32 protein-coding genes and 1 pseudogene are annotated in these 25,500 nt (G+C 44.8%); 29 read left to right on the top strand and 4 right to left on the bottom strand.

Annotated features, from left to right (window positions below; translation table 11 throughout):
- Positions 1-150: 150 nt before the first annotated feature.
- From ACMX2I_RS09190 to ACMX2I_RS09220, 7 genes and pseudogenes are all read left to right on the top strand, one after another.
- Positions 151-1,389, top strand: a complete 1,239-nt coding sequence (locus ACMX2I_RS09190; RefSeq protein ID WP_414956755.1) for a DNA polymerase IV — start codon at positions 151-153, stop codon at positions 1,387-1,389.
- Positions 1,386-1,724, top strand: a complete 339-nt coding sequence (locus ACMX2I_RS09195) for a YolD-like family protein (RefSeq protein WP_414956756.1) — start codon at positions 1,386-1,388, stop codon at positions 1,722-1,724. Before ACMX2I_RS09190 ends, ACMX2I_RS09195 begins: the two co-directional genes overlap by 4 nt.
- A 190-nt stretch (positions 1,725-1,914) precedes the next feature.
- Positions 1,915-2,385, top strand: a complete 471-nt coding sequence (locus ACMX2I_RS09200; protein ID WP_087990621.1) for a GNAT family N-acetyltransferase — start codon at positions 1,915-1,917, stop codon at positions 2,383-2,385.
- Between the two features lie 9 nt (positions 2,386-2,394).
- Positions 2,395-2,740, top strand: a pseudogene (locus ACMX2I_RS09205) (antibiotic biosynthesis monooxygenase family protein).
- Positions 2,733-3,764, top strand: coding sequence for a bifunctional GNAT family N-acetyltransferase/GrpB family protein (locus ACMX2I_RS09210; RefSeq protein WP_087990620.1), 1,032 nt, complete (start codon positions 2,733-2,735; stop codon positions 3,762-3,764). The pseudogene ACMX2I_RS09205 and the gene ACMX2I_RS09210 overlap by 8 nt, the downstream one beginning before the upstream one ends.
- Positions 3,761-4,084, top strand: a complete 324-nt coding sequence (locus tag ACMX2I_RS09215) for an iron-sulfur cluster biosynthesis family protein (RefSeq protein WP_414956757.1) — start codon at positions 3,761-3,763, stop codon at positions 4,082-4,084. The genes ACMX2I_RS09210 and ACMX2I_RS09215 overlap by 4 nt, the downstream gene beginning before the upstream one ends.
- Positions 4,085-4,098: 14 nt before the next feature.
- Complete coding sequence (locus ACMX2I_RS09220) at positions 4,099-4,338, top strand: YqkC family protein (protein ID WP_003236767.1); 240 nt, start codon at positions 4,099-4,101, stop codon at positions 4,336-4,338.
- Positions 4,339-4,416: 78 nt separating this feature from the next.
- Here the strand turns inward: ACMX2I_RS09220 and ACMX2I_RS09225 are convergent, their stop codons facing one another.
- Complete coding sequence (locus tag ACMX2I_RS09225; protein ID WP_414956758.1) at positions 4,417-5,337, bottom strand: alpha/beta hydrolase; 921 nt, start codon at positions 5,335-5,337, stop codon at positions 4,417-4,419.
- Positions 5,338-5,503: 166 nt separating this feature from the next.
- On the opposite strand from ACMX2I_RS09225, the gene ACMX2I_RS09230 reads away from it, so the two are divergent.
- Positions 5,504-5,728 carry a YqkE family protein gene (locus tag ACMX2I_RS09230; protein WP_087990810.1) on the top strand — a complete coding sequence of 75 codons (225 nt, stop codon included), beginning with the start codon at positions 5,504-5,506 and terminating at the stop codon, positions 5,726-5,728.
- A 289-nt stretch (positions 5,729-6,017) separates the two neighbouring features.
- Here the strand turns inward: ACMX2I_RS09230 and ACMX2I_RS09235 are convergent, their stop codons facing one another.
- Both ACMX2I_RS09235 and mciZ read right to left on the bottom strand, forming a co-directional pair.
- The gene (locus ACMX2I_RS09235) at positions 6,018-6,938 is read right to left on the bottom strand and encodes an aldo/keto reductase (protein ID WP_414956759.1); all 921 of its coding nucleotides are present in this window, start codon (positions 6,936-6,938) and stop codon (positions 6,018-6,020) included.
- 62 nt (positions 6,939-7,000) lie between these two features.
- Positions 7,001-7,123 (bottom strand): Z-ring formation inhibitor MciZ, encoded by a 123-nt coding sequence (gene mciZ, locus ACMX2I_RS09240; protein ID WP_414956760.1) that lies wholly within the window; start codon positions 7,121-7,123, stop codon positions 7,001-7,003.
- 73 nt (positions 7,124-7,196) lie between these two features.
- Here mciZ and nudF point away from each other — a divergent pair, with 73 nt between their 5' ends.
- Both nudF and ACMX2I_RS09250 read left to right on the top strand, forming a co-directional pair.
- Positions 7,197-7,754, top strand: coding sequence for an ADP-ribose pyrophosphatase (gene nudF, locus ACMX2I_RS09245; protein WP_202327300.1), 558 nt, complete (start codon positions 7,197-7,199; stop codon positions 7,752-7,754).
- Positions 7,751-8,914, top strand: a complete 1,164-nt coding sequence (locus ACMX2I_RS09250) for a TIGR00375 family protein (RefSeq protein ID WP_414956761.1) — start codon at positions 7,751-7,753, stop codon at positions 8,912-8,914. The genes nudF and ACMX2I_RS09250 overlap by 4 nt, the downstream gene beginning before the upstream one ends.
- A gap of 8 nt (positions 8,915-8,922) precedes the next feature.
- Here the strand turns inward: ACMX2I_RS09250 and ansR are convergent, their stop codons facing one another.
- Positions 8,923-9,273 carry an HTH-type transcriptional regulator AnsR gene (gene ansR, locus ACMX2I_RS09255; protein ID WP_202327303.1) on the bottom strand — a complete coding sequence of 117 codons (351 nt, stop codon included), beginning with the start codon at positions 9,271-9,273 and terminating at the stop codon, positions 8,923-8,925.
- Between the two features lie 180 nt (positions 9,274-9,453).
- Between ansR and ansA the strand changes: the two genes are divergently transcribed.
- From ansA to spoVAD, 19 genes are all read left to right on the top strand, one after another.
- Positions 9,454-10,443, top strand: coding sequence for an asparaginase (ansA, locus tag ACMX2I_RS09260; RefSeq protein ID WP_202327305.1), 990 nt, complete (start codon positions 9,454-9,456; stop codon positions 10,441-10,443).
- A 45-nt stretch (positions 10,444-10,488) separates the two neighbouring features.
- On the top strand, positions 10,489-11,916 hold the full coding sequence (gene aspA, locus ACMX2I_RS09265) for an aspartate ammonia-lyase (RefSeq protein ID WP_087990612.1): 1,428 nt from the start codon (positions 10,489-10,491) through the stop codon (positions 11,914-11,916).
- A gap of 142 nt (positions 11,917-12,058) precedes the next feature.
- Complete coding sequence (gene mleN, locus ACMX2I_RS09270) at positions 12,059-13,465, top strand: malate-H+/Na+-lactate antiporter MleN (RefSeq protein ID WP_087990611.1); 1,407 nt, start codon at positions 12,059-12,061, stop codon at positions 13,463-13,465.
- A 17-nt stretch (positions 13,466-13,482) separates the two neighbouring features.
- On the top strand, positions 13,483-14,802 hold the full coding sequence (locus tag ACMX2I_RS09275; RefSeq protein ID WP_087990610.1) for an NAD-dependent malic enzyme: 1,320 nt from the start codon (positions 13,483-13,485) through the stop codon (positions 14,800-14,802).
- A gap of 102 nt (positions 14,803-14,904) precedes the next feature.
- Positions 14,905-15,120, top strand: a complete 216-nt coding sequence (locus ACMX2I_RS09280) for a hypothetical protein (RefSeq protein ID WP_087990609.1) — start codon at positions 14,905-14,907, stop codon at positions 15,118-15,120.
- Positions 15,121-15,221: 101 nt separating this feature from the next.
- Complete coding sequence (gene spoIIM / locus ACMX2I_RS09285) at positions 15,222-15,866, top strand: stage II sporulation protein M (protein WP_202327315.1); 645 nt, start codon at positions 15,222-15,224, stop codon at positions 15,864-15,866.
- A 112-nt stretch (positions 15,867-15,978) separates the two neighbouring features.
- Positions 15,979-16,428, top strand: coding sequence for a ferric iron uptake transcriptional regulator (fur, locus tag ACMX2I_RS09290; protein WP_010328189.1), 450 nt, complete (start codon positions 15,979-15,981; stop codon positions 16,426-16,428).
- A gap of 124 nt (positions 16,429-16,552) precedes the next feature.
- Positions 16,553-16,780 carry a YqzK family protein gene (locus ACMX2I_RS09295; RefSeq protein WP_414956763.1) on the top strand — a complete coding sequence of 76 codons (228 nt, stop codon included), beginning with the start codon at positions 16,553-16,555 and terminating at the stop codon, positions 16,778-16,780.
- A 7-nt stretch (positions 16,781-16,787) separates the two neighbouring features.
- Positions 16,788-17,678: a site-specific tyrosine recombinase XerD gene (xerD, locus tag ACMX2I_RS09300; protein WP_414956764.1), complete on the top strand. Its 891-nt coding sequence runs from the start codon at positions 16,788-16,790 to the stop codon at positions 17,676-17,678.
- A 164-nt stretch (positions 17,679-17,842) separates the two neighbouring features.
- Positions 17,843-19,027 (top strand): phosphopentomutase, encoded by a 1,185-nt coding sequence (gene deoB / locus ACMX2I_RS09305; protein ID WP_414956765.1) that lies wholly within the window; start codon positions 17,843-17,845, stop codon positions 19,025-19,027.
- Between the two features lie 12 nt (positions 19,028-19,039).
- Positions 19,040-19,855: a purine nucleoside phosphorylase I, inosine and guanosine-specific gene (locus ACMX2I_RS09310; protein ID WP_414956766.1), complete on the top strand. Its 816-nt coding sequence runs from the start codon at positions 19,040-19,042 to the stop codon at positions 19,853-19,855.
- Positions 19,856-20,008: 153 nt separating this feature from the next.
- A complete protein-coding gene (gene dacF, locus ACMX2I_RS09315) occupies positions 20,009-21,178 on the top strand; it encodes a D-alanyl-D-alanine carboxypeptidase DacF (protein ID WP_414956767.1) in 1,170 nt (389 codons plus the stop codon).
- A gap of 95 nt (positions 21,179-21,273) precedes the next feature.
- Positions 21,274-21,627, top strand: a complete 354-nt coding sequence (gene spoIIAA, locus ACMX2I_RS09320) for an anti-sigma F factor antagonist (RefSeq protein ID WP_087990603.1) — start codon at positions 21,274-21,276, stop codon at positions 21,625-21,627.
- On the top strand, positions 21,624-22,064 hold the full coding sequence (gene spoIIAB / locus ACMX2I_RS09325; protein ID WP_414956768.1) for an anti-sigma F factor: 441 nt from the start codon (positions 21,624-21,626) through the stop codon (positions 22,062-22,064). The genes spoIIAA and spoIIAB overlap by 4 nt, the downstream gene beginning before the upstream one ends.
- An 11-nt stretch (positions 22,065-22,075) precedes the next feature.
- Positions 22,076-22,843 carry an RNA polymerase sporulation sigma factor SigF gene (sigF, locus tag ACMX2I_RS09330; protein WP_087990601.1) on the top strand — a complete coding sequence of 256 codons (768 nt, stop codon included), beginning with the start codon at positions 22,076-22,078 and terminating at the stop codon, positions 22,841-22,843.
- 126 nt (positions 22,844-22,969) lie between these two features.
- Positions 22,970-23,590, top strand: coding sequence for a stage V sporulation protein SpoVAA (gene spoVAA / locus ACMX2I_RS09335; RefSeq protein WP_414956769.1), 621 nt, complete (start codon positions 22,970-22,972; stop codon positions 23,588-23,590).
- Positions 23,580-24,005: a stage V sporulation protein SpoVAB gene (spoVAB, locus tag ACMX2I_RS09340; protein WP_087990599.1), complete on the top strand. Its 426-nt coding sequence runs from the start codon at positions 23,580-23,582 to the stop codon at positions 24,003-24,005. The genes spoVAA and spoVAB overlap by 11 nt, the downstream gene beginning before the upstream one ends.
- A gap of 11 nt (positions 24,006-24,016) precedes the next feature.
- Positions 24,017-24,469: a stage V sporulation protein AC gene (gene spoVAC / locus ACMX2I_RS09345; protein WP_148961946.1), complete on the top strand. Its 453-nt coding sequence runs from the start codon at positions 24,017-24,019 to the stop codon at positions 24,467-24,469.
- Between the two features lie 13 nt (positions 24,470-24,482).
- Positions 24,483-25,499 carry a stage V sporulation protein AD gene (gene spoVAD / locus ACMX2I_RS09350; protein WP_414956770.1) on the top strand — a complete coding sequence of 339 codons (1,017 nt, stop codon included), beginning with the start codon at positions 24,483-24,485 and terminating at the stop codon, positions 25,497-25,499.
- The last annotated feature ends 1 nt before the right edge of the window (position 25,500 follow it).

A 25,500-nucleotide genomic window follows, 5' to 3' on the forward strand; every position in this document is an offset into this window, starting at 1 on the left:
TATGCCTCGCTTTTATTCTACTAAATGTTTTTCTTCTCTCAAACCCTTGGATCATATTTTCTGTCAGGCAAGAATCATTTACCAGTATAAATCGAACATATTTTCGCATATAATAGAAAAAGCGAACATAAGTTCTTTTTAGAGGTGTGTATGATGAAAGAAAAAGTGATTTTTCTCGTTGACATGCAATCGTTTTATGCATCTGTAGAGAAAGCGGAAAATCCACATTTGAAAAATAGGCCCGTCATTGTGTCGGGTGACCCTGAAAGAAGGGGAGGAGTCGTATTGGCCGCCTGCCCGCTGGCGAAACAAAAGGGGGTCGCGAATGCTTCCCGGCTGTGGGAGGCGCAGGAAAAGTGCCCTGAAGCAGTTGTGCTCCGGCCTCGTATGCAGCGGTATATTGATGTATCACTGCAAATCACGGCCATTTTAGAGGAATATACAGATCTTGTAGAGCCGTATTCCATCGATGAACAGTTCATGGACATTACAGGCAGCCAGAAGCTGTTTGGGACGCCGGATGAGATCGCAAAAAGCATTCAGGGCAGAATTATGCGGGAGATCGGCGTTTATGCGCGTGTCGGAATCGGCCCTAATAAAGCGCTGGCTAAAATCGCATGCGACAATTTTGCCAAAAAGAATAAGAACGGTATTTTTACCTTAACGAAAGAAAGTATGAAAATCGAAATGTGGCCGCTCCCGGTGGGCAGCATGTTTGGTGTGGGGAGGCGCATGGGGCATCATTTAAACCGAATGGGCATCAGCACGATCGGCGGGCTCGCGGCTTTTCCGCTCGATCTTTTAAAAAAGAAATGGGGCATTAACGGCCACGTGCTGTGGATGACGGCGAACGGGATCGACTATTCCCCTGTTTCAACTTCATCTCTGGACGGGCAAAAGGCCATCGGCCATGGAATGACGCTCCCGAGAGACTACGAACACTTTGACAAAGAAATTAAAGTCGTGCTGCTGGAGCTGAGTGAAGAAGTGTGCAGGCGAAGCCGAAACGCTGGGGCAATGGGACAAACGGTGTCAGTAAGCTGCCGGGGGGCTGATTTTGATTGGCCGACAGGCTTCAACCGGCAAGTGAAGTTGGCGGAGCCTACTAATTCCACGCAGGATGTATATGAGGCTGTGTGCCGGCTGTTTCTTACGTTTTGGGACGGGAAGCCTGTCCGCCGCCTGGGGGTCAATCTGTCTCAGCTCTCATCTGATGACATATGGCAGCTCAATTTATTTCAGGATGATGCAAAGAAAATGAGCCTTGGCTATGTGATGGACGGCATTAAAAACCGGTTCGGCGACACAGCCATCGTCAGAGCGGCGTCATTGACAGCGGCAGGCCAGGCATTTGAACGTGCGGCTAAAATAGGAGGGCACTATAAATGAACGACCATTTAAAAAGAGGCAACCTGCTGTGGGAAGGGAGCAGGATGTTTCTGCCGGAACATAAACAAAGCCTGCTTGAGAGAAAGCGCCATAAACAGAAGCTGCAAAAGCCGACCCTTGATCCCGATAAGCTGGAGGAAATGAATCAAACGCTTTGCGCCGCGATGGAGTTTGCTCAGGATATTACTCTCAGCTGCTTTCAGGACGGTGAAATTGTCCGCTGCACCGGGAAAATCTGCCGGTATGAAGAGTTTGAAAAAACAGTATGGGTAAAAGGAGACGAGGATCAGCTTTATAAGCTGAAACTTGATCAGGTGCTTGATATTGTGCTGTAAAGTTTCTCCCTCCTGCACTGTGGGAGAAATATGTGTAAAATGATCAAACATTGTTCCCTCCGTAGTCTCCGAAACGTATGATACCGAAAAGAAGGCATTTACAATTCCAGTCAGGCAAAATATAATTTTTGTATTGTAGAAAAAAAGAGCTGACATTCGTTTTGCCAGACGGAGGGAGATTAAATCGTAAATGGATATTCGAACAATCACGTCTTCAGATTATGAAATGGTAACGTCTGTAATGAATGAATGGTGGGGCGGCCGACCGCTGAAAGAAAAATTGCCGAGGCTATTTTTTGAGCATTTTCAGGACACAAGCTTTATTGCATCTGAACATAACAGCATGACAGGGTTTTTAATCGGATTTCAATCGCAATCGGATCCTGAAACGGCATACATCCATTTTTCCGGTGTACACCCTGATTTCAGAAAAATGCAAATTGGAAAACAATTATACGATGTCTTTATTGAAATGGTAAAACAAAGAGGGTGCACCCGGGTCAAGTGCGTCACTTCACCGGTGAACAAGGTATCAATCGCGTATCACACAAAATTGGGCTTTGACATTGAAAAAGGCACCAAAACGCTAAATGGCATCTCAGTGTTTGCAAACTACGATGGCCCGGGCCAAGACAAGGTCCTGTTTGTCAAAAACATATGAGGGGGAAATATGATGGATTTTTTATCAAAAACACCTAAGCCTCCTTACTATGCAGTTATTTTTTCATCTGTCAAAAGCGAAAGTGACACAGGATATGGAGAAACAGCAGAGCGGATGGTATCGCTGGCGGCGGATCAGCCCGGATTTTTAGGCGTCGAAAGCGTTCGTGAAGCGAGTGGAAGGGGCATAACGGTGTCCTATTGGGACAGTATGGACGCCATTAATCGCTGGAAGCATCACACCGAACATCAAGCGGCAAAAGAAAAAGGAAAGAGCGTTTGGTACGCGTCGTATGCAGTCCGCGTTGCAAAGGTCGAGAGACAGCTGCTATTTTCAGGAGAACAGAAATGATTGAATCTCTTCAACATAAGAAAGACAACACAGCGCGTGAGATTATTGCCGTACAGCAGCCCGCCTACATAAAAGAAGCGGAGCTTATCGGTTTTGACGGTATCCCCGCCTTACAAGAGAAGACGAAGGATATCCAAGCATCCCATGAACAGTTTGCGGGATATCGGAAAGACGGCAAACTGATCGGTGTCATTTCATATGAGAAAAACATGCATCATCTCACCATTTGCAGGCTTGTCGTGCATCCCGGCGGTTTCAGAAAAGGGATTGGACGGGCACTTCTGCAATTTGTCATCGATCAAAACAAAGACGCTGAGAAAATCGAAGTAGTCACAGCCGAGAAAAATACACCGGCCATGTCGCTCTATACACAGGCGGGATTTCAAAAGGCAGAAACCGTCGAAGCGGCGGAGGGTCTTTTGCTGTCTGTCTTTTATTTGTATCCGAAAAGAAAAGTTGAAGTCGTTCCCTACAATGAAAAATGGGCGGAACTTTTCAGTGAAGAAAAAGAGCGGCTGAAGCTTGTGTTCGGACCGGAGATCATCGCTGTTCATCATATCGGAAGCACATCGATCCCGAACATGGCGGCAAAGCCAATCATTGATATTCTGATTGAAGTAAGAAGAATTGAAGCTGTGAGCCAATATGATACACAAATGAAGGCAATCGGCTACACACCGAAAGGAGAAAATGGCGCAGCGGGCAGGCGTTACTTCCAAAAGGGCGGTAATAAACGCACTCATCATCTCCATATGTACGAAAAGGGAAACCCTGCTATTGAAAGGCATCTGCTATTGAGAGATTATCTCAGAGCTCATCCAGCAATAGCGAACGAATACGCCAATCTCAAAAAACGACTGGCGGCCCAACATCCGGATAGTATCAATCAGTACATACAAGGGAAAGATGATTGGATTAAGGCTGCAGAAGAAAATGCGAAGCGGTGGAAGGAAGGCGGAAACAATGCGGATAGAAACGTTGTATGCTACAATAGCGAAAATGATGGAAACGGGGGACTCACCTTATGAACATACACGTGACAGATGCAGCAAAACAAGCACTGCAGCAGGCGTTTGACGCCAACCCAAGGAAAAAAGCCCAGCTTCGTTACGATGCAGAAGGATGCGGCTGCGCGGTAAGCGGTGTACCGACAATCTGGCTGGCAGAAGAATTAACGGGACAGTGCGAGCAGCTGGAAACGAACGGCATCCCGCTTTATATCCAATTGTCGCAAAAAGTGTTTTTTGACGATCAAATGACGATCGATTACAATGAAAAAGCTAAAACACTGGCGCTGAAAAGTCCGGCTGAAATGCTCAGCCCCAGAATGAGCATATTAGTAAAGTAGGGAGACACGAAAACGTGGAACAAAAGCTGAAGTCAATGAAGAACACAGCACAGAATAAAACGTGGGTATCCTTCCTAAACCAAAACCATCCCTATACCTTGCTCCATTGGTCAATTGGAGGAGCAGAGTCTATCAAGAAAGATGTTTGGCTATTGCAGGATGAAATGACATTCGAAACACAAGAGTTCACAACAATAGATCTTGCGATTGAATGGATCAGAGAAAATATGGATGGCATTACCGACGTTTTATGAAATGGAAAAGCGAAAGAGCCGAAGTGGCCTTTCGCTTTTTATTATGGAAAGAAAAAAAACGAGGCAAGGCCTAAGATTTCAGCATGTTGTTGAACCCTTCATTTTGTTTAAAAACGTCTGCACCGTTTTTCGATACGTGTCCTGGTTTTTGGTATACGACATGGCATGTTCACCGTTCTCGGCAATATACAGTGCCTTCGGTCCGGGTTTCTTTTCATAAAGCCGCTCGGTTGAAGAAATCGGAATATAATCATCATCCTTACTGTGAATAAAGAGGACCGGCTTTTGGATTTGATCAATGACAGCAAGGGGAGATACTTCGCGTGCCCGATAGCCGCCTCTCAGCTTCAAAAAGAAGTCGGCGATGGGGAGCAGCGGCCAAGACGGGAGCCTGTATTCCGCTTTCAGCCGATAGGCAAGCTGTTCATCAAAACGTGCGAACGGACAATCAGCAATATAAAAATCAGCCCCATCATCACAGTGTTCACCAGCGTAAAGCAGGGCGGTCGCAGCTCCCATTGATTCACCGTGAATGCCGATCAATCCGCGATGACCTGTTTTGTTTTTGACCCAATTGACAACCTCACTGAGATCATCCTTTTCATAAAACCCGTAGCCAGTCGTCTTTCCGCCGCTTTGACCGTGACGGCGATGGTCATAAACCACTACATTCCAGCCGAAATCGAGAAATAAATGCATATATTTAAGAGAATTCAATATATTCATCGTCACCCCGTGGCAGATGATAATGGTGTTTGGTGTGTCATGCGGAGCGACATGGTATCCTTTTATATCATATTCGTAAGCCGATGGTATCACAAAAGCAGTTTTCTCCATTCGTTCAAAGGATTCAAACACATCATGTCCGTCATCTGTCTCTCTTTTGATAATGTCTTCATCTGTCTTTTTCTTGATAAATAGAATGATATTCGAAAAAACAACTCCGATTCCGATAACAGCGGTTAAGAGAGCGCAAATGGCCAAAAGGATTTTCTTCAAAAGAGTCACAGCACCTTTCAACTAAATACAGGAAATTTACACTTGAAATCATTATACCTAAACACTGCTGCGCGGATCAAAAAAGTTTTCAGAAGAGAGCCCGCTTGTTCAGTCTGTATGCTCCGTGATAAACTGGCTTCAAAACAAAACACGGGGGGAAGTCTACATGAAAAAACAAAAATCCGCTGACAAACACCAATTAAAAGACGGCCTTCAAACCGACATCAAAGCAAAGCTTATGGAGATGAAGAGTCAGTTGAAGGAAGAGGACGAAAAGAGGCAGGAAAGAGAAAAAGCAGAACAGCTCAGAAAGAAAAAAGAGATCGAAAAAAATAAAAGCTTTGAAGAGCTCCTTGATGAAAGCCAAATGGATTGGCATCAATATAAATAAAACAAGCACCGTACAGGTGCTTGTTTTAGCGTGTTGACAAACCCTCGCATTCGTTGTCAGTCCTGCGCATTGGTGCTCACGTGAAAAAAGATCAGCGGCTAAAAGCTTGAGCGTCCTGCTCAAACGCCCCTGCCACTGCATCCTGCGGAAGTCTGTTCCAATGCTCGTCCTTCCTAGACTTCAAGGGTTTTTCAATCACGCTGAAAAGATGACAAAATCCTAAAACGAAAACCGTTTTAGGATTTTGTCAACCATATGAACAAGCACCCGTACAGGTGCTTGTTTTCTGTTATGAGCGGTGAGCTTCGTAAACATCTTGTTTCGTATGAGATTGGAGCGCTTTGACTTCCTCTTCGCTTAAACGCCGTGCGTTTGCAGCGTGAATGTTTTCCCGTAACTGCTCAATCTTACTCGCGCCTGTAATCACTGAAGCGACAGCCGGCTGTGCTAACAGATACTGCAGCGACTTTTCTGTCATGGAAAGATCGGAAGCAACATCCTCTATTGCCTTGCGGGCATTTGTCAATTCCTCAAAGGAATAAGACAAGTACCCGTTTTGTTTGATGCTGTCCGCTGCTTGTTCAAGCGGTTTTTCTGTCAAAAGCCCTTTGGCAACCGGACCTCTAGTGACTATGCTGATTTGATGTTCCTCTAAAAGCGGAAGCCATTCCTCGGGACGTCTGTCAAACAGGCTGAACTGCATCATAATACTGACGATGTTTGACTTTTTTACATATTCTTTTATGACATTCGGGCGAATGGAAGAAATGCCATAGTAACGGATGACACCTTCTTGTTTTAATTCTTCAAACGCTTCGATCGTTTCATCAATGTTGTCCTCTATCGTGCCGCCGTGAAGCTGATAGAGATCAATATAATCTGTTTTCAGCCGAGCAAGGCTCTTTTTCACGGCTTCTTTTATGTAAGCTTTTGATGGGTCCCAATACCAGCCTTCGCTGTCGTCATCCCAGCGGTTTCCCGCTTTCGTTGCCAAAATAATATCCTGGCGTCTATTTTGGATCGCATCACCGACGATTTCTTCGTTGCGTCCGCGGTCATACAAATCCGCTGTGTCCAAATAGTTGATGCCAAGCTCGATGGCTTCATCCAAAATAGACAAAGCTTTGTTTTTTTCAGTACCAAGAGACATACAGCCGAGTCCGACTTCGCTTATTTCTAAATCAGATGTACCCAGTTTGCGCTTTCTCATGTGCACACTCCTTTTTTAGGCTTTGTATTGACCGTAATATAAAGGAGCTAAAGTTTCAACTTTTACGGCTTAGAGACCCAATCTTTCACATATTGGAATGTGCGCCCGTACTCCTTTAACCTCGCCCGAATCTCCCATGCTTTTCCGACTAAGACAACACCTTTTGGCATGCGGTGCACTTTCATGAAGAAGCCCCCTTTTGTCTAGTATGATAAAATGTATGGGGCATCATATAGAGACAGAACGGGAGATGAAGAAATGAAATCATTAGAAGAAAAAACAATTGCCAAAGAACAGATCTTTTCAGGTAAAGTCATTGATCTATATGTGGAGGACGTGGAGCTGCCAAACGGCAAAGCGAGTAAACGTGAAATTGTGAAACACCCTGGGGCTGTAGCGATATTAGCTGTTACTGATGAAGGGAAAATCATTATGGTCAAACAATTCCGCAAGCCGCTTGAGCGGACGATCGTTGAAATTCCGGCCGGAAAGCTTGAAAAAGGGGAGGAGCCGGAGTATACGGCACTTCGGGAGCTTGAAGAGGAAACGGGTTATACAGCGAAAAAGCTGACAAAAATCACTGCGTTTTATACATCGCCCGGCTTTGCTGATGAAATCGTTCACGTGTTTCTTGCTGAAGAGCTTTCTGTTCTCGAAGAAAAACGGGAGCTTGATGAGGACGAGTTTGTTGAAGTGATGGAGGTGACGCTTGAAGATGCGCAGAAGCTGGTTGAATCGCGTGAAGTATATGATGCTAAGACAGCCTATGCGATTCAGTATCTTCAGCTAAAAGAAGCGCTCCAAGCACAAAAATGAAAAAGATTTACGCGGATTTGCACATTCATATCGGCCGGACCTTTACAGGAAGGGCTGTCAAAATAACAGGCGCCAAAACACTTACACTGGACCGAATTTTGATAGAAGCCAGTGAGCATAAAGGGATAGAACTTCTTGGCATTATCGACTGCCATTCTCCGGAAGTCATTTTGGAGCTAGAAGAAGGCATTTCATCAGGAACATATCGCGAGCTTGATGGCGGGGGGATTCGGTACCGCAGCACGACTCTTTTATTAGGAAGCGAGCTGGAGATTTATGACGAAGCCTGCAGCGGGCCGATCCATGTCCTCGTGTTTATGCCAACGCTTGCTGAAATGAAGCGGTTTTCAAACTGGCTGTCAGCGCGGCTGAAAAACATTCATTTAAGCTCACAGCGGATTTATGAAACGGGCTTGAATCTGCAAAAAAAAGTGAAGGAATTGGGCGGACTGTTTATCCCCGCCCATATCTTTACACCACATAAAAGCTTATATGGAAAAGGGGTTGCATCAAGCCTAACCGAGGTTTTTGATCCCTCTATGATAGATGCCGTGGAACTAGGATTAAGCTGTGATACAGACATGGCTTCACATGTATCTGAATTGAATCAGTATCCTTTTTTAACAAATTCTGATGCGCATTCGTTAGCGAAAATCGGCAGAGAATATAATGAACTATATGTGCAGTCAGCTGATTTTACCGAATTTGCTCTTGCATTAAAGGTGCAGGATGACAGGAGAATTACCGCAAATTATGGCTTGGATCCGTTATTGGGAAAATATTATCAGACGGCTTGCGAAGCATGCGGAGAACCTGCTGTGAGCGGGGAAACGGTGTGCGCGAATTGCGGAAATGCCAAGTTTACAAAGGGCGTTAGCGAAAGATTGCGTGAATTGAGTGATCAGACTGAAGTTCGCGTCTCGCGCCCTCGATATGTTCATCAGATCCCGCTGCAATTTGTTCCGGGTGTCGGTCCGAAAACGCTGGACAAACTAAAAAAAGCCTTCGGAACAGAAATGGCTGTTCTTCATGAGGCGGCAGAAGAAGATTTGGCTCGCGTTGTCCCGCCGAAAACCGCGGCGTTGATTGTAAAAGCGAGATCCGGAAAGCTGGAATTGAAAGCCGGAGGAGGAGGAACCTACGGTAAAATTAAACCGTGAGTGAAAGATTAACTCATTTCCTCCTGTACTTTTCTCTTCGTCCGGATAAAGGTGATCAGCTGGATGATTTCGTCTTCACTCAGCGGCTTGTCATCAACAGAAATAGTCAAGTCAAGGCTGCTCCACGTGGTCAACTCAATGGTCTGAGGAGCAGTCTGCTTTTGTTTCTCGCGGCCCAAAAGTTCATCGCAGGTTGTGTCAAAGAGGTCAGCCAGCATGGCAAGCGCCTCAAGTGAAGGCCGCCGGTAGCCTGATTCGTAGCCGGCATATGTGCTTTTTGCGATACCCAGAAGGTCAGCTGTATATTGAAGCGACCAATTTTTCTTTTTTCTCAATTCAGTTAAACGATCTAGATTCATGAACTTTCGCTCCTTTTTCACCTTGAGCTGATTATATCATATAGGTATTAGGAAGTGTACGCGAATTGAATAATAATGTCTTGCGTATTTTATTTTCCGTGTCTATAATGGCATTAAAAGTATGCGAAAAGCGAATACTTCTCGCAACCCATCTTTAGATACAGTGAAGAGGTGCATGGTATGAAAAAATTATTGATGTTGACAACTGGGGGAACGATTGCTTCAGTTGAAGGGGAAAATGGGCTGGCTCCCGGGGTCAAGGCTGATGAATTATTGAGTTACGTATCAAAACTTGATAACGATTACACGATGGAAACTCAGTCGCTTATGAATATAGACAGCACCAATATGCAGCCTGAATACTGGGTGGAAATAGCACAAGCCGTTAAGGAAAATTATGATGCCTATGACGGGTTTGTTATTACTCACGGTACAGATACAATGGCCTATACATCTGCCGCATTATCGTATATGCTGCAGCATGCCAATAAACCGATTGTGATCACTGGCTCGCAGATTCCAATCACGTTTCAAAAAACGGACGCCAAAAAAAATATCACAGACGCCATTCGCTTTGCCTGTGAAGGTGTGGGCGGCGTTTATGTTGTGTTTGACGGCAGAGTCATCCAAGGAACACGTGCGATTAAATTAAGAACGAAAAGCTACGACGCATTTGAAAGCATCAATTACCCATATATCGCTTTTATCAATGAAGACGGGATCGAATACAACAAACAAGTAACGGAACCTGAGAACGACACCTTTAAAGTTGATACTTCACTATGCACAGATGTATGTCTGCTGAAGCTGCATCCGGGCTTAAAGCCTGAAATGTTTGATGCCTTAAAAAGCATCTTCAAAGGAATCGTCATTGAAAGTTACGGCAGCGGAGGCGTGCCGTTTGAAGGCAGAGACATTTTGTCGAAAGTGAATGAGCTGATCGAAAGCGGAATCGTCGTCGTCATCACAACTCAATGTCTGGAAGAAGGCGAAGACATGAGCATTTACGAAGTCGGCCGCAGAGTCAACCAAGATTTAATTATCCGATCCAGAAATATGAACACAGAAGCAATCGTGCCAAAATTAATGTGGGCACTCGGCCAGTCTTCGGATCTTGCTGTCGTCAAGAGAATTATGGAAACGCCGATTGCTGATGACGTTGTCCTCTAAAAGGTCAAAAACGATAACCACCAAAGAGAAAGTAGGTTAAAGATTATGTTAAACGGCCAAAAAGAATACCGTGTGGAAAAAGACTTCCTTGGGGAAAAACAAATTGAAGCGGATGTTTATTACGGAATTCAGACGCTCCGTGCTTCTGAAAACTTTCCGATTACGGGATACAAGATCCATGAAGAAATGATTAACGCGCTGGCGATCGTAAAAAAAGCTGCGGCTCTTGCCAATATGGACGTGAAACGGCTTTATGAAGGAATTGGCCAAGCTATCGTACAAGCCGCTGGCGAGATTCTGGAAGGCAGATGGCACGATCAGTTTATCGTCGATCCGATTCAGGGCGGTGCCGGAACTTCTATGAATATGAATGCAAATGAGGTGATTGGAAACCGGGCGCTCGAAATTATGGGACATAAAAAGGGCGATTATATCCATTTAAGCCCAAACACACATGTGAATATGTCACAGTCAACCAACGATGTGTTCCCGACTGCTATTCATATTTCCACGTTGAATCTTTTAGAAAAACTGTTGAAAACAATGGAAGATATGCATAGTGTGTTCAAACAAAAAGCACAGGAATTTGATTCTGTTATTAAAATGGGGCGGACACACCTTCAAGATGCTGTTCCGATTCGTCTCGGCCAGGAATTCGAAGCGTACAGCCGCGTTCTGGAGCGTGATATCAAACGAATCAAGCAATCACGCCAGCACCTGTATGAGGTCAACATGGGCGCAACTGCTGTCGGCACAGGCCTGAACGCAGATCCAGAATATATCAAACAGGTAGTGAAGCATCTTGCTGATATTAGCGGGCTTCCTCTTGTCGGCGCTGATCATCTTGTTGATGCCACACAAAATACGGATGCTTATACAGAGGTGTCAGCAGCATTAAAGGTCTGCATGATGAACATGTCTAAGATCGCAAACGATCTTCGCTTAATGGCATCAGGCCCGCGCGCCGGACTTGCGGAAATTTCTCTGCCTGCACGTCAGCCGGGGTCATCCATTATGCCGGGTAAAGTCAATCCGGTTATGGCAGAGCTGATCAACCAAATTGCGTTTCAGGTCATCGGAAACGATAATACAATCTGCCTTGCTTCAGAAGCCGGCCAGCTTGAATTGAACGTGATGGAGCCCGTGCTTGTCTTTAATTTGCTTCAATCCATCAGCATCATGAACAACGGCTTCCGTTCGTTCACTGACAATTGCTTAAAAGGCATCGAGGCCAATGAAAAACGCTTGAAACAGTACGTGGAAAAAAGCGCAGGTGTCATCACTGCAGTCAATCCGCATCTTGGATATGAAGCGGCAGCCCGAATTGCCCGGGAAGCCATTATGACAGGCCAATCAGTCCGTGATCTTTGCCTGCAGCATGATGTGCTGACAGAGGAAGAATTGGATACTATTTTAAACCCGTACGAAATGACAAAACCAGGGATTGCAGGGAAAGAACTATTAGAAAAATAAAATTTGAACAAAATACAGCTTATTCATCTCCGATAGTCGGATGAATAAGCTGTTTACAACATAGGGATGAGGAAGTATAGTATACGTGTATTGCACTATTTATTGAAAGCGTTTTAGCTTTTTACATGAAGGGGGACTTCTTTTGAAGGATGTAAGACTGCCAACATTATTCGAAATAATTATTGTTCTAGGATCATTTTTAGCACTTGTCATGTCGTTTACAGTCTTTTTAGACTTGCCGATACAGCTTGCGCTTTTCATTTCCTGGTTTATCGCAATGATTCTCGGTATCAGACTCGGTTATTCTTATAAAGATATGCAGAATGCCATTCTGTATGGTATATCAAACGGTCTTGAAGCTGTTCTGATTCTTGTTTCAGTAGGAGCACTTATTGGAACATGGATCGCCGGAGGGATCGTACCGACTCTGATTTACTATGGTTTAGAATTTATTCATCCTAGTATCTTTTTACTTGCAACGTTAATTATTTGTTCCATTATGTCTGTAGCAACAGGAACCTCATGGGGAACAGTCGGGACTGCCGGCATTGCCATGATCGCAATTGGAGAAGGGTTAGGCCTTCCGCTTCCTCTTGTAGCGGGCGCAATTCTTTCAGGCGCTTATTTCGGGGACAAGCTGTCACCTCTTTCAGACAGCACAGTTCTCGCATCTTCACTAGCGAAAGTGGATGTCTTAGACCACGTCAGAGCCATGCTCTTTTTATCTGTGCCGGCGTATGTGATTACAGCAATCCTCTTTACAATTACCGGTTTTATGTACGGCGGGAAAAATATTGATCTTGATAAAGTTGAATTTTTGAAATCTTCTTTGCAAAATACGTTTGACATTCATATTTGGATGCTGATCCCGGCTGTTGTCGTCATCGTCTTATTGGCGATGAAAAAGCCGTCAATGCCGGTTATCGTAATTGGCGCTTTGCTTGGCGCTATCTGGGCTGTTGTTTTCCAAGGCATGAATCCAGCGGATGCGATTGCAACTGCCTACAACGGCTTCTCTATTAAAACAGATGTTGAATTCTTGAACGGCCTGTTAAATCGCGGAGGCATCGTCGGAATGCTCGGTTCCCTTGTCGTCATTATCTTTGGTCTCGGATTTGGCGGGCTGCTTGAAAAGCTTGGCGTCTTAAAAGTGATCGTCTCTATGTTTGAAAAGAAATTAACATCACCGGGCAACGTCACTATATCTACGCTGATTGTAGCATTTTTAGCGAACATCTTCGGCTGTGCGATGTATGTATCTCTTATTTTGACACCGAAGATTATGGAAAACAGCTATGATCGATTGAATCTAGACAGAAGGGTGCTATCCCGTAACTCAGAGGTGGGGGGAACATTAACTTCAGGTATGGTCCCTTGGTCTGATAACGGTATTTACATGGCTGGTATTTTAGGGGTTTCTACCTTCGCCTATCTGCCGTTTATGTGGCTCAGTTTTGTTGCAATAGGTCTTGCTATTATCTATGGTTATACAGGAAAATTTATATGGTATACGAAAAACAATACAGCTAAAGCCGAAAAACTAGGCTAATTGGGGAGGATCACTGAATGATAGCGAAACACATGATTCGGACACTGATGATTGAAACGCCTTCGGTTCCCGGAAATCTAGGAAGGGTAGCGACGGCAATCGGCCTTCTGGGCGGGGATATTGGTGAAGTGGAGACAGTAAAAGTCGGACCCAATTACACAATGCGGAATATTACCGTTCAAGTGGAGAATGAAGAACAGCTTCAGGAAGTGATCGCGGCTGTACAGGGCCTGGGAGAAGGGATCAGGCTTCACACCGTATCTGATGAAGTCCTGTCCGCACATGAAGGCGGAAAAATCCAAATGAAAAGCAAAATGCCGATCCGCTCACTGGCAGAGCTCGGGCGTGTCTATACACCAGGTGTTGCAGACGTGTGCAGGCTGATCGAAAAAGACCCCGAAAAAGCTTCTATTTATACAACGATCAGCAATTCTGTCGCGATTGTAACGGATGGAACGGCAATTCTCGGTCTTGGGAATATCGGCTCTGTGGCAGGCATGCCTGTCATGGAAGGAAAGGCTGCTTTGTTTGATCAGCTGGCGGGTATCAGCGGCATACCGATATTGCTTGATACGAGTGATCCTGAAGAGATCATCAAAACAGTAAAACATATTTCACCAGGTTTTAACGGCATCTTGCTTGAGGATATCGGCTCGCCGCATTGCTTCGAAATCGAGGACCGCCTAAAAGAGGAGCTGAACATCCCTGTTATGCACGATGATCAGCACGGTACAGCCGTTGTGACGCTGGCTGCTGCCATCTCGGCATGCAGGAGCGCGGGTGTTGACCTGAAAGAAGCGAAGGTGGGGCAAATCGGTCTGGGCGCAGCAGGCGTCGCTATCTGCCGGATGTTTATGGCCTATGGCGTAAAAGCTGTATACGGAACAGACAAATCTGAGGAAGCGATGAACCGTCTCGAACAATATGGCGGACAGGCAGCTGCCAGCATCGAGGAGCTCATGGAAACATGCGATATTATCATTGCCACAACCGGAGTTCCCGGGTTAATTAAACCAGCATTTGTACGTTCTGGCCAGGTGATTTTGGCTTTATCGAATCCGAAGCCGGAAATTGAGCCGGAGGCCGCGCTGCAGGCTGGCGCCGCATATGCAGCTGACGGGCGTTCTGTTAATAATGTGCTTGGCTTCCCGGGTATTTTCAGAGGGGCGCTCAACGCAAAAAGCAAGGAGATTAATCATGATATGCTTGTCGCTGCAGCAGAGGCCATCGCAGCCTGCACAAAGCAAGGCGATGTGGTTCCTCAGCCGCTTGACTCAAAAGTCCATCATGAGGTAGCAGCTGCGGTCGAGCGAGCAGCTCTTACAGCAGTGAAATAAATGAAGTAAAGCAGCACCTGGCATACAAGGTGCTGTTTTTTTTCATCATGAGTTCATTTTTTTGCTATAATTGCTATGAAAATCAATAAGGGAGTGATTAGCATGGCAAAAAGCCGAGCGAAAAAGAAGCGGGAGCATCTGCTGAGAAACGGCGGACGTGACGTCTTATTATCAAGAGGCAGCACACCATCCTTCAGTACACATGAAAGAATGACGAAAAGCAAAAAAGAGATGTTGAATACAAGAAAGCCCAAGAATCCTTATGATCATATATCAGTTGATGATAAGGGTTTTTTTGTGCCCAAAAAAGCCGCCTAGCATTCTTCTCCTAGCGTTCCTTTTTGAAAAAGGGCATGTTTTTCCGTTTCTTTCATACAATCTATTAAATCAAATCACTAGAGCGGGCGGGAGGAAACGGAATGCGAAAAATCTCTTATAAGGACATCTTTCTCAGACATGTCAAAGATCATCTCTCTCTTTATATATTTGTCTCAGTCCTGTTTTTCATGGGTGTCATTTTTGGGGCGATTATTGTCAACAGCATGACCATCAGCCAGAAAGAAGATTTATATTACTATTTAAGCCAATTTTTCGGACAGCTTTCGGATGGTAAACAGGCAAGTTCATCCGATATGTTTGGGCAAAGTATCTTTCATAATGTAAAATATTTAGGGCTGATGTGGATATTGGGGATTTCCGTCATTGGGATGCCGATTATTTTCATCATGATCTTTCTGAAAGGAATCGTTGTCGGCTTTACTGTCGGATTTCTCGTCAATCAGATGGGAATCAGCGGTTTTTTCTTATCCTTTGTCTCCGTTTTGCCGCAAAATGTACTGCTAATTCCGGCTTATCTCATTATGGGCACATGTGCAATTGCGTTTTCATTAAAGTTAATCAGGCAGCTGTTCGTTAAACGAAGCCTGCATGATGCGCCGATTCAGTGGTTCGGCCAATATGCCCTCGTGCTTCTGGTCATTCTGTTTTTAGCACTGATCTCATCTCTCTTTGAAGCATATTTATCTCCTGTGTTAATGGAAAAGCTTACATTGAGACTATTTTAAAATGATTATTAAAAGAAAAACATTTTATTTATCAGTTTATAATAATTATAGTTGGAACTCTGCGCGTATTTTGTTATAATGAGTCATGGAATGCGGCGTAGGAGGGAAAGACATGGAAAACCGTATTGATCGAATTAAGAAACAACTGCACTCATCCAGCTACAAACTTACGCCTCAGCGTGAAGCGACAGTAAGAGTGCTGCTTGAAAACGAAGAAGACCATTTAAGCGCAGAAGACGTATACCTCCTCGTAAAAGAGAAATCTCCTGAGATCGGTCTCGCAACAGTATACCGTACGCTTGAATTATTAACTGAATTAAAAGTCGTTGATAAAATTAACTTTGGAGACGGCGTGTCCCGTTACGACCTACGGAAAGAGGGCGCAGCTCACTTTCATCATCACTTGGTGTGTATGGAGTGCGGAGCCGTTGATGAAATTGAAGAAGATTTGCTTGAAGACGTGGAAGAAATCATTGAACGTGATTGGAAATTTAAGATTAAAGATCATAGATTGACGTTTCACGGCATTTGCCACCGCTGTAACGGAACAGAAACTGAATAGACGATGCCGAGCGCGAACCTTTTCTCACGGGGAAAGGGTTTTTTGCTGTTTCTATGTATAAAACCTTTCTGATTTGGCATATGGTTTAAATAACTGGAACCATAGGGAAAGGATCGATTAAGACATGGGAAGATTCCTGAAAACAGCTCTCGATGCATTGAAAGTTTTCATCCTGTTTACCGGTTTTACCGCTCTGTTCTATTATGCTATGATATGGGTGAATCAAGAGTATGAAAACTATCATCGGTACGATAAACCGGAAGGCTCCGCTGTAAAAGTTGTTGAAATGGATCAGGATGAAAAAGGCGGATGGTTCAACCGGTTGATCTTTTTTTACCAAAACGGGGAGTAGATCTAGAGTGAAAGATCAAATAAAGGATTTCATCCACTACGTCATGGTAGAGAGAGGGCTTTCACAAAACACAGTGGTATCCTATGAACGGGACCTGAAAAGCTATTCTCTCTATTTAACAGAAACCCTTCATGTTACAGATTGGAATCACGTAACCCGCATACATATTATCCAATATTTAAAGCACTTGAAGGACTCGGGGAAATCCGGCAAGACATCAGCGAGGCATTTGGCATCCATTCGCTCCTTTCACCAATTTCTGCTCAGGGAAAAGGTGACGGACAAGGATCCTTCCGTTCATATCGAAACACAAAAGACCGAACGGGCGCTTCCGAAGGTGCTCGCGCTCAATGAGGTCGAGCGATTATTGGACACGCCTAAACTGACGAGCCCTTTCGGCTATCGGGATAAAGCGATGCTGGAGCTGCTTTATGCAACAGGCATACGAGTCAGTGAAATGATAGAATTGAAAACGGCAGATGTTCATTTATCCATGGGTTTTGTCCGCTGCTTCGGGAAAGGAAGAAAAGAACGGATTGTGCCAATCGGTGAAGCTGCCGCTTCCGCCATTGAGGAATATATGACGCAAGCCAGGGGGAAACTACTGAAAAACAAAGTGTCTGACGCCCTCTTTTTAAATCATCACGGCAAGCAAATCAGCCGTCAGGGGTTTTGGAAAAACCTAAAGAAAATCGCCCTTGAAGCCGGAATCAAAAAAGAGCTGACCCCGCATACACTCAGGCATTCCTTTGCGACGCATCTGCTTGAGAACGGGGCTGATCTTAGAGCGGTGCAGGAAATGCTCGGCCATGCGGATATATCCACGACGCAAATTTATACGCATGTGACGAAAACAAGGCTGAAGGATGTGTACAAGCAGTTTCATCCGCGCGCCTAGCCGCAGGGGGGGGGCTGCGGCTTTTTTGTTTAGCGCGACAGAAAATATTGAAGTTTCTCATTATTTCCGAATTCATTGTCAACGGGAATGAAAACGGTTTATACTTGAGTTGTCAGACCTCTTAGCGATACAATAGACGTATAGAAAAAAAGGAGGCTTTCAAGATGCCTGCATACAAATATAATCGTGTGTTTTTAATTGTGATGGACTCAGTCGGAATCGGCGAAGCGCCGGACGCCGCTGACTTTAATGACGAAGGCGCCAATACGCTCGGGCATATTGCCGAGCATATGAATGGATTACATATGCCGAATATGGCAAAACTCGGCCTTGGTCTCATCGGAGATATCAAAGGTGTGGAAAAAACAGAACATCCGCTTGCGTATTATGGAAAAATGCAAGAAGCGTCTAACGGTAAAGATACCATGACCGGCCATTGGGAGATCATGGGCTTGTATATTGATAAACCGTTTAAAGTGTTCCCGGAAGGTTTTCCTGATGAACTGCTTCAGGAGCTGGAAAAGAGATCTGGACGCAAAATTATCGGAAACAAGCCGGCTTCCGGCACAGCGATTTTGGATGAACTTGGCCAAGAACACATGGAGACAGGGGCTTTAATTGTATACACATCTGCTGACTCTGTTCTGCAAATTGCCGCTCACGAAGAGGTTGTGCCGCTTGAGGAGCTGTACCGTATTTGTGAAACGGCGCGAGAGCTGACGCTTGATCCGAAGTATATGGTAGGCCGCATTATCGCACGGCCGTTCGTCGGAGAGCCGGGACAATTCAAACGGACACCAAACCGTCATGACTATGCGCTTAAGCCGTTTGACCGCACTGTCATGAACGAATTGAAAGACAGCGGCTTAGATGTGATCTCAATCGGAAAAATCTCTGATATCTATGACGGAGAAGGCATTACTTCTTCACGGAGAACAGTTTCCAATATGGACGGAATGGACAAGGTGATCGACACGCTGGGAGAAGACTTTACAGGTTTGAGCTTTGCGAACCTTGTTGATTTTGACGCCTTATTCGGACACCGCCGCGATCCGGAAGGCTACGGACGCGCGCTTGAAGAATTTGATGCGCGGCTTCCGGAAGTATTTGAGAAAATGAAAGAAGACGATCTGTTAATCATTACAGCCGACCACGGCAACGATCCGATTCATCACGGAACCGACCATACACGCGAGTATGTGCCGATTCTCGCATACAGCAAAAAACATAAGAACGTGCAAATGCTGCCGCTTGCAGATACATTTGCTGATATCGGCGCGACGATCGCTGATAATTTCCAAGCGACTAAACCGAAATACGGAAAAAGCTTTTTATCTTCATTACAATAGGGGGACTGTTTCTTGAAAGACAGAATCGAACGCGCAGCCGCTTTTATTAAGCAAAACCTGCCGGAATCTCCAAAGATCGGCCTTATTTTAGGATCTGGTCTTGGCATTTTGGCAGACGAAATCGAAAATCCGGTCAAACTGAAATATGAAGACATACCAGAATTCCCGGTATCTACTGTTGAAGGACATGCCGGCCAGCTTGTGCTTGGCACCCTTGAAGGAGTTTCCGTCATTGCGATGCAGGGCCGTTTTCATTTTTATGAAGGCTATTCAATGGAGAAAGTCACTTTCCCTGTACGTGTGATGAAAGCGCTCGGCGTGGAAGCATTGATCGTGACAAACGCCGCTGGCGGCGTCAACACTGAATTCCGTGCGGGAGACTTAATGATCATTACCGATCATATCAATTTTATGGGAACAAATCCGTTAATCGGGCCAAACGAAGCCGATTTCGGCGCCAGATTTCCAGATATGTCTTCAGCCTATGACAAAGATCTATCCGGCTTGGCTGAAAAGGTTGCGAAAAACCTTAACATTCCGATCCAAAAAGGCGTGTATACCGCTGTGACAGGACCTTCTTACGAAACACCGGCAGAAGTCCGTTTCTTAAGAACAATGGGCTCTGACGCAGTCGGCATGTCCACTGTTCCGGAAGTTATTGTGGCTAATCATGCCGGAATGCGTGTCCTTGGCATTTCCTGCATCTCTAACGCGGCAGCCGGAATTCTGGATCAGCCTTTAAGTCATGATGAAGTAATGGAAGTGACGGAAAAAGTAAAAGCAGGATTCTTGCAGCTCGTAAAAGCAGTCGTCGCTCAATACGAATAAAACAATAGCAAGATCAAAAGACAGCTGTGTCTAATATGACGCAGCTGTCTTTTTTTATGCCCAAAAAAGATACGAAACATTTTCCATCAGTGGCGTATAAAACCATCCGGCTTGGAAAAAATAAAAAAGATTATGAAATGGAGGGCTTTTGAGATGAAACGTCTTTTATCCACTTTGTTGATTGGTATCATGCTGCTTACATTTGCACCGTCTGCATTTGCAAAACAAGACGGAAAAGGCACATCGGAGCTTGCTCATGAAGCGAAGTCTGCGGTGCTGATAGAACGTGACACGGGAAAAGTGCTTTACAACAAGAACAGCAATGAGAAACTGGCTCCCGCAAGCATGACGAAAATTATGACGATGCTTTTAATTATGGAAGCTTTAGATGAAGGCAAAATCAAAATGAATGATAAGGTCCGTACAAGTGAGCATGCGGCTTCAATGGGCGGATCACAAATTTTCCTCGAGCCCGGTGAGGAAATGACTGTCAAAGAAATGCTGAAAGGCATCGCAATCGCTTCGGGAAATGACGCTTCCGTAGCGATGGCTGAATTTATTTCCGGCTCTGAAGAAGAATTTGTAAACAAGATGAACAACAAAGCAAAAGAGCTGGGCTTGAAAAACACATCCTTTAAAAACCCGACCGGACTGACCGAGGAGGGCCATTACAGTTCTGCTTATGACATGGCAATCATGGCTAAGGAATTATTGAAATACGAATCAATCACGAAATTTACAGGCACGTATGAGGATTACCTGCGGGAAAATACAGATAAAAAGTTTTGGCTCGTCAACACGAATCGGCTTATTAAATTTTATCCTGGTGTAGACGGCGTGAAAACGGGCTATACAGGAGAGGCGAAATATTGTCTGACAGCTTCGGCTAAAAAAGGAAACATGCGGGCCATTGCGGTTGTGTTCGGGGCGAGTACACCTAAAGAAAGAAACGCGCAAGTCACAAAGATGCTTGATTTCGCTTTTAGTCAATACGAAACACATCCTTTATATAAACGAAATGAAATAGTAGCAAAAGTAAAGGTCAAAAAAGGAAAACAAACATTTATCGAACTCACTACTTCTGAGCCGATTTCAATATTGACGAAAAAAGGCGAAGATATGAAAAATGTGAAAAAAGAAATCAAAATGAATGACAATGTAAGTGCTCCGATTCAAAAAGGCCAGGAGCTTGGCACACTCGTTCTGAAAAAGGATGGAGAAGTGCTTGCTGAAAGTCCTGTTGCTGCTAAAGAAGATATGAAGAAAGCCGGTTTCTTAACATTCTTGAAGCGGACGATGGGAGACTGGACAAAATTTAAGTAATTATGCCGAATGACCACTAGTTTTGTCACGGTGAAGGAATTTATTCCGTCGAAATCGAAACACTCATTATCCGATCATATCAAGGAGGAATGAGCATGAGCCTTGGAATTGACATGCATGTCAAAGAATCTGTGCTTTGTATTCGATTAACAGGCGAACTCGATCACCATACGGCTGAAACCCTGAAACACAAAGTGACTCAATCACTGGAGAAGGATGATATTTGCCATATCGTACTGAACTTGGAGGACCTTTCCTTTATGGACAGCTCGGGGCTTGGCGTCATTTTAGGAAGATACAAGCAAATTAAGCAAACTGGCGGGGAAATGGTTGTTTGCGCTATCTCTCCTGCGGTGAAGCGGCTGTTTGATATGTCGGGCCTGTTTAAAATTATCAGATTTGAACAATCTGAGCAGAAGGCGCTGCTGACGCTGGGGGTGGCATCATGAAAAATGAAATGCATCTTGAATTTTCTGCCCTCAGCCAGAATGAATCGTTCGCCCGTGTGACAGTTGCTTCATTTATTGCCCAGCTAGACCCGACTATGGACGAACTGACCGAAATCAAAACAGTCGTGTCAGAGGCTGTAACGAATGCCATTATCCATGGATATGAAGAGAACTGTGACGGAAAAGTTTACATCTCAGTGACGCTGGAAGATCATGTCGTATATATGATCATTCGTGATGAAGGCATGGGCATTACAGATCTTGACGAAGCCCGCCAGCCTTTATTCACGACTAAGCCTGAGCTTGAGCGATCTGGAATGGGCTTTACCATTATGGAAAATTTCATGGATGATGTCAGTATCGATTCCTCGCCTGAGATGGGGACAACGATTCGCTTAACAAAGCACTTATCAAAAAGCAAAGCGCTTTGTAATTAAGGAGATTTGTTATGGATGTGGAGGTTAAGAAAAACGGCAAAAACGCTCAGCTGAAGGACCATGAAGTAAAGGAATTAATCAAACAAAGCCAAAATGGCGACCAGCAGGCAAGAGACCTCCTCATAGAAAAAAACATGCGTCTTGTTTGGTCTGTCGTACAGCGGTTTTTAAACAGAGGATATGAGCCTGATGATCTTTTCCAGATCGGCTGCATTGGGCTGTTAAAATCTGTTGACAAATTTGATTTAACCTATGATGTGCGTTTTTCAACGTATGCAGTTCCGATGATTATCGGTGAAATTCAGCGTTTTATCCGCGATGATGGAACCGTAAAGGTATCAAGGTCATTAAAAGAACTCGGAAACAAAATCCGGCGCGCGAAAGATGAGCTTTCAAAAACACTGGGCAGAGTGCCAACAGTGCAGGAGATCGCCGGCCATTTGGAGATTGAAGCTGAAGATGTCGTACTTGCTCAAGAGGCGGTAAGGGCGCCGTCTTCGATTCACGAAACGGTATATGAGAATGACGGAGATCCAATCACCCTGCTTGATCAAATCGCTGACAACTCTGAAGAAAAGTGGTTTGACAAAATTGCATTGAAAGAAGCAATCAGAGATTTGGAAGAAAGGGAAAAACTAATCGTCTATCTCAGATATTATAAAGACCAAACGCAGTCCGAGGTGGCTGAGCGGCTTGGGATCTCTCAAGTTCAGGTTTCCAGGCTTGAAAAGAAAATATTGAAACAGATCAAGGTTCAAATGGACCATCCGGATAGCTAGTCTGCCATGCAGGCTGGCTTTTTTGTGTGTAAAAGCGTGGTAATTTATGGTCTTTTCGAGCGGATGAATGAGAACAAAATCGAACCACATACTACATATATAACCACCGAAAGATGGTGATCAATAATGGAACGACGTGTATTTATCCGACTTCGCCACAGGGTGCTGGCCCATCCGGGAGATATCATCACGGTTGGAGATGCCGCGCAAATTGAAGGACAGATTCAGCTGAAAAAGAAACTTTCGGCTATGCCGCTTTATCAGGTGAGCGAAAAAGATAAAAATATCGTAATTCTGGATATCATACAAGTCCTTAAAGCCATTCATTTACAAGATCCGGCACTTGATGTTCAAACAGTTGGCGGAGCAGAAACCATTGTCGAAATTCAATATCGCAAACGGAAAATGTCAACGGTTCTGTTTATCGGTGTCTGGCTGCTTCTGTTTATCGGATCGTGTCTTGCTATCATGAACTTTCATGAGGATGTAAGCATGAGAGATGTTCATATCGCACTATATGAAATCATAACCGGAGAGAGGAATGACTATCCATACTTGCTTCAAATCCCATACAGCATCGGTTTGGGACTGGGGATGATCGTGTTTTTTAACCACATCTTTAAAAAGCGCCTTAATGAAGAGCCCAGTCCGCTGGAGGTTGAGATGTTTAACTATCAGCTTGATCTCGATCACTATGTGGCCATGCATGAGAATCAAGAGACAATAAAGGACCTGCATGATCGTTAGTGCATTGTTCATTATTTTTGTCGGGCTCGGCGGAGGCATCACGGTGGGGGCTGGCTTCGTTGCTTTTTTAACCGTAATGGGAATCATTCCGCGGCTGATGCAGCTCACCAAAACGATGAGATTCGTTCAGGCCTATGAAGCAGCTGTTATACTTGGCGCTGTTTTCGGGGGATGGGAGACGCTTCATATGAACCATCTTTTTTTAACAAAATGGATTGCTGTACCGGTCGGGCTGCTGGCAGGTGTGTTTGTCGGGATGCTCGCAGCTGCCCTTACAGAAGTTTTAAATGTCCTGCCGATTTTAGCAAAACGAATCGGGCTCAGAAGTAAAATCATTATTCTGTTAATGGCCATCGTGATTGGGAAAATCGCGGGGTCTTTATTTCACTGGCTGTATTTTATTGATCATTCATAGGAGGTTTCAAGATGACAAACATAAAAGAAAACTACAAATCAAAAGTGAAAACATATCAGCCTAAGCCGCCTTACGTCTGGAATTGTGTCAAAGCCTTTCTTGTAGGCGGTCTGATCTGTGCGATCGGACAAGGTCTGCAAAATTTTTATATTCATTTTTTCGATTTTGATGAAAAAACAGCGGGAAATCCAACGGCGGCAACACTGATATTAATTTCAGCCTTGCTTACCGGGTTTGGCATCTATGACAGAATCGGGCAGTTTGCAGGCGCCGGTTCAGCCGTGCCGGTCACAGGTTTTGCCAACAGCATGGCAAGCGCGGCTCTTGAATATAAAAGCGAAGGGTTCGTGCTCGGAGTAGCGACAAACATGTTTAAACTGGCGGGGAATGTCATCGTTTTCGGTGTTGTGGCTGCGTACATCGTCGGAATGATTCGGTTTGCTTTTGAGAAACTGATGTCATAGGAGGAGAAGAAAAATGAAATTAACAGGAAAGCAAACCTGGGTATTTGAACATCCGTTATTTGTAAACTCGGCAGGAACAGCAGCAGGACCGAAGGAAAAAGACGGACCGCTCGGCTCTTTATATGATAAAACCTATGATGAAATGCACTGTAATCAAAAAAGCTGGGAAATGGCTGAACGTCAGCTGATGGAAGATGCTGTTAATGCAACACTTCGAAAAAGTAATTTGACAAAAGATGATATTGATCTATTGCTGGCAGGCGACTTGCTAAATCAAAACGTAACGGCCAACTATGTGGCAAGACACTTAAACATCCCGTTTCTTTGTATGTTTGGCGCCTGTTCAACATCAATGGAAACAGTGGCTGTCGCATCAGCCTTAGTTGACGGCGGATTTGCCAAGAGAGCGCTCGCTGCCACCAGCAGTCATAATGCTACAGCGGAAAGGCAGTTTCGCTATCCGACGGAATACGGGGGGCAAAAACCGGACACCGCCACCTCTACTGTGACCGGAAGCGGAGCCGTTGTTATCAGTCAGACACAGGGTGATATCCAAATCACAAGCGCGACTGTCGGAAAGGTCTCTGACTTAGGAATTACAGATCCGTTTGATATGGGATCCGCCATGGCTCCGGCGGCAGCAGATACGATTAAGCAGCACTTTAAAGATCTCAACCGGACAGCGGATGACTATGATCTAATCCTGACAGGTGATCTATCCGGCGTCGGATCTCCTATCGTAAAAGATCTCTTAAAAGAAGATGGCTATCCGGTCGGCACAAAACATGATGATTGCGGGCTTTTAGTTTATACACCGGATCAGCAGGTCTTTGCCGGAGGGAGCGGATGTGCTTGTTCAGCGCTTGTCACCTACTCTCACATTTTTAAGCAGCTGAGAGAAGGAAAATTAAACCGTGTATTCATCGTGGCGACTGGAGCGCTGTTAAGCCCGACGATGATCCAGCAAAAAGAAACCATCCCGACCATTGCACACGGGGTTGTATTTGAGCGTGCGGGAGGTGCATCTTAAC

The organism is Bacillus sp. SW14 (assembly GCF_047608225.1).
GTDB classification, from domain to species: domain Bacteria; phylum Bacillota; class Bacilli; order Bacillales; family Bacillaceae; genus Bacillus; species Bacillus subtilis_G.

Excerpts from the sequence above, each read along its gene's own strand:
- ACMX2I_RS09215 (WP_414956757.1), top strand. The coding sequence starts at position 3,761 with ATGAACATACACGTGACAGATGCAGCAAAACAAGCACTGCAGCAGGCG.
- aspA (WP_087990612.1), top strand. The coding sequence starts at position 10,489 with ATGTTAAACGGCCAAAAAGAATACCGTGTGGAAAAAGACTTCCTTGGG.
- spoIIAB (WP_414956768.1), top strand. The coding sequence starts at position 21,624 with ATGAAAAATGAAATGCATCTTGAATTTTCTGCCCTCAGCCAGAATGAA.
- mciZ (WP_414956760.1), bottom strand. The coding sequence starts at position 7,123 with ATGAAAGTGCACCGCATGCCAAAAGGTGTTGTCTTAGTCGGAAAAGCA.
- ansA (WP_202327305.1), top strand. The coding sequence starts at position 9,454 with ATGAAAAAATTATTGATGTTGACAACTGGGGGAACGATTGCTTCAGTT.
- ACMX2I_RS09235 (WP_414956759.1), bottom strand. The coding sequence starts at position 6,938 with ATGAGAAAGCGCAAACTGGGTACATCTGATTTAGAAATAAGCGAAGTC.
- ACMX2I_RS09210 (WP_087990620.1), top strand. The coding sequence starts at position 2,733 with ATGATTGAATCTCTTCAACATAAGAAAGACAACACAGCGCGTGAGATT.
- spoVAD (WP_414956770.1), top strand. The coding sequence starts at position 24,483 with ATGAAATTAACAGGAAAGCAAACCTGGGTATTTGAACATCCGTTATTT.
- ACMX2I_RS09230 (WP_087990810.1), top strand. The coding sequence starts at position 5,504 with ATGAAAAAACAAAAATCCGCTGACAAACACCAATTAAAAGACGGCCTT.
- spoIIM (WP_202327315.1), top strand. The coding sequence starts at position 15,222 with ATGCGAAAAATCTCTTATAAGGACATCTTTCTCAGACATGTCAAAGAT.
- ACMX2I_RS09250 (WP_414956761.1), top strand. The coding sequence starts at position 7,751 with ATGAAAAAGATTTACGCGGATTTGCACATTCATATCGGCCGGACCTTT.
- ACMX2I_RS09190 (WP_414956755.1), top strand. The coding sequence starts at position 151 with ATGATGAAAGAAAAAGTGATTTTTCTCGTTGACATGCAATCGTTTTAT.
- ACMX2I_RS09275 (WP_087990610.1), top strand. The coding sequence starts at position 13,483 with ATGATAGCGAAACACATGATTCGGACACTGATGATTGAAACGCCTTCG.
- deoB (WP_414956765.1), top strand. The coding sequence starts at position 17,843 with ATGCCTGCATACAAATATAATCGTGTGTTTTTAATTGTGATGGACTCA.
- ACMX2I_RS09195 (WP_414956756.1), top strand. The coding sequence starts at position 1,386 with ATGAACGACCATTTAAAAAGAGGCAACCTGCTGTGGGAAGGGAGCAGG.
- spoVAB (WP_087990599.1), top strand. The coding sequence starts at position 23,580 with ATGATCGTTAGTGCATTGTTCATTATTTTTGTCGGGCTCGGCGGAGGC.
- ACMX2I_RS09200 (WP_087990621.1), top strand. The coding sequence starts at position 1,915 with ATGGATATTCGAACAATCACGTCTTCAGATTATGAAATGGTAACGTCT.
- spoVAC (WP_148961946.1), top strand. The coding sequence starts at position 24,017 with ATGACAAACATAAAAGAAAACTACAAATCAAAAGTGAAAACATATCAG.
- spoVAA (WP_414956769.1), top strand. The coding sequence starts at position 22,970 with ATGGAACGACGTGTATTTATCCGACTTCGCCACAGGGTGCTGGCCCAT.
- spoIIAA (WP_087990603.1), top strand. The coding sequence starts at position 21,274 with ATGAGCCTTGGAATTGACATGCATGTCAAAGAATCTGTGCTTTGTATT.
- ACMX2I_RS09295 (WP_414956763.1), top strand. The coding sequence starts at position 16,553 with ATGGGAAGATTCCTGAAAACAGCTCTCGATGCATTGAAAGTTTTCATC.
- ACMX2I_RS09280 (WP_087990609.1), top strand. The coding sequence starts at position 14,905 with ATGGCAAAAAGCCGAGCGAAAAAGAAGCGGGAGCATCTGCTGAGAAAC.
- ansR (WP_202327303.1), bottom strand. The coding sequence starts at position 9,273 with ATGAATCTAGATCGTTTAACTGAATTGAGAAAAAAGAAAAATTGGTCG.
- nudF (WP_202327300.1), top strand. The coding sequence starts at position 7,197 with ATGAAATCATTAGAAGAAAAAACAATTGCCAAAGAACAGATCTTTTCA.
- sigF (WP_087990601.1), top strand. The coding sequence starts at position 22,076 with ATGGATGTGGAGGTTAAGAAAAACGGCAAAAACGCTCAGCTGAAGGAC.
- dacF (WP_414956767.1), top strand. The coding sequence starts at position 20,009 with ATGAAACGTCTTTTATCCACTTTGTTGATTGGTATCATGCTGCTTACA.
- fur (WP_010328189.1), top strand. The coding sequence starts at position 15,979 with ATGGAAAACCGTATTGATCGAATTAAGAAACAACTGCACTCATCCAGC.